The sequence below is a fragment of the Paenibacillus sp. Marseille-Q7038 genome (assembly GCF_965111595.1).
This window is the reverse complement of sequence record NZ_CBCOOM010000011.1, coordinates 1-1152: the sequence shown is the minus strand read 5'-3', so window position 1 is coordinate 1152 and position 1152 is coordinate 1. Positions and strand designations below refer to the sequence as shown.

Sequence of the window (1152 nt, the reverse complement as noted above, 5' to 3'; positions counted from 1 at the left end):
CTTAGAAATATTTATATGAAGCTTATTCTATCTAGAACTGCGCATGTCGATTTTATCCTCCAGGTATAATCCTAATTTGTGTTATTGTGGAAATAATCTATGCGGATTATCAAACAAAAATTTTGATGAGGTGATTGAAATCGACGCAGACGCTGCAAAACAAGATCCCGCTAATCGCTCATGCTGCAACGTGAATCGGAATTCAGGTCTAAGTACGATCTCCTGGTCTGAAATACACCAAACCAAATTAAACACGGAAGGAATGGTTCTTCTTGGCGGAGGATCATTTCTCATGGGAACGAATGATTCGGAAGGATTTCCTGCCGACGGAGAAGGTCCTGTCAGAGAAGTTACGCTCGATCCCTTCTATATCGACCCTTATGCTGTATCAAATGATGAGTTCACTAGCTTTGTCCAAGAAACCGGCTATGTTACGGAAGCAGAAAAGTACGGATGGTCCTTTGTATTCCATTCTTTCGTCTCTCCATCTGTAGGGCTGGAGGAGAGAATGAATGTCCCCGGAACACCCTGGTGGAAGGGCGTATTTGGTGCCTATTGGTATCAGCCCGAAGGGCTTGGTTCAACAATTAAGGGACGCGGAAACCATCCGGTTATACACGTATCCTGGAATGATGCCGTTAATTACTGCCACTGGGCAGGGAAACGTCTTCCTAGCGAAGCAGAGTGGGAGTATGCTGCTCGAGGAGGACTGGTTCAGAAGCGCTATCCTTGGGGTGACTCACTAAAGCCAAGTGGACAGCATATGTGCAATATATGGCAAGGAAAATTCCCTGAAAAGAATCATGTGAGCGATGGGTACGCGGGTACTGCGCCTGTTCACTCCTTCGAATCAAATGGATATGGACTCTATAATGTAGTGGGGAATGTATGGGAATGGTGCTCAGACTGGTTTAGCTCAGAGGCGGCGACCCGCGGTAATAGTGCTAATCCTCAAGGACCGAAACATGGAACACACAAAGTCATGCGAGGGGGTTCTTACTTGTGTCACAGCTCCTACTGTAATCGATATCGGGTGGCTGCTCGCAGTTCCAATACACCGGACAGCTCAACTGGAAATATCGGATTTCGCTGTGTGGCCGACTATAAGTAGAGACCCGCTGACGGAGATAAGATCATATATATAAAAATAGG

Annotated in this window: 1 protein-coding gene; it reads left to right on the top strand. The window is 46.2% G+C overall.

Annotated features, from left to right (window positions below; translation table 11 throughout):
• Nucleotides 1-217 precede the first annotated feature (217 nt).
• On the top strand, nt 218-1111 hold the full coding sequence (locus ACWPWY_RS23545; protein WP_454193955.1) for a formylglycine-generating enzyme family protein: 894 nt from the start codon (nt 218-220) through the stop codon (nt 1109-1111).
• Nucleotides 1112-1152: the final 41 nt, after the last annotated feature.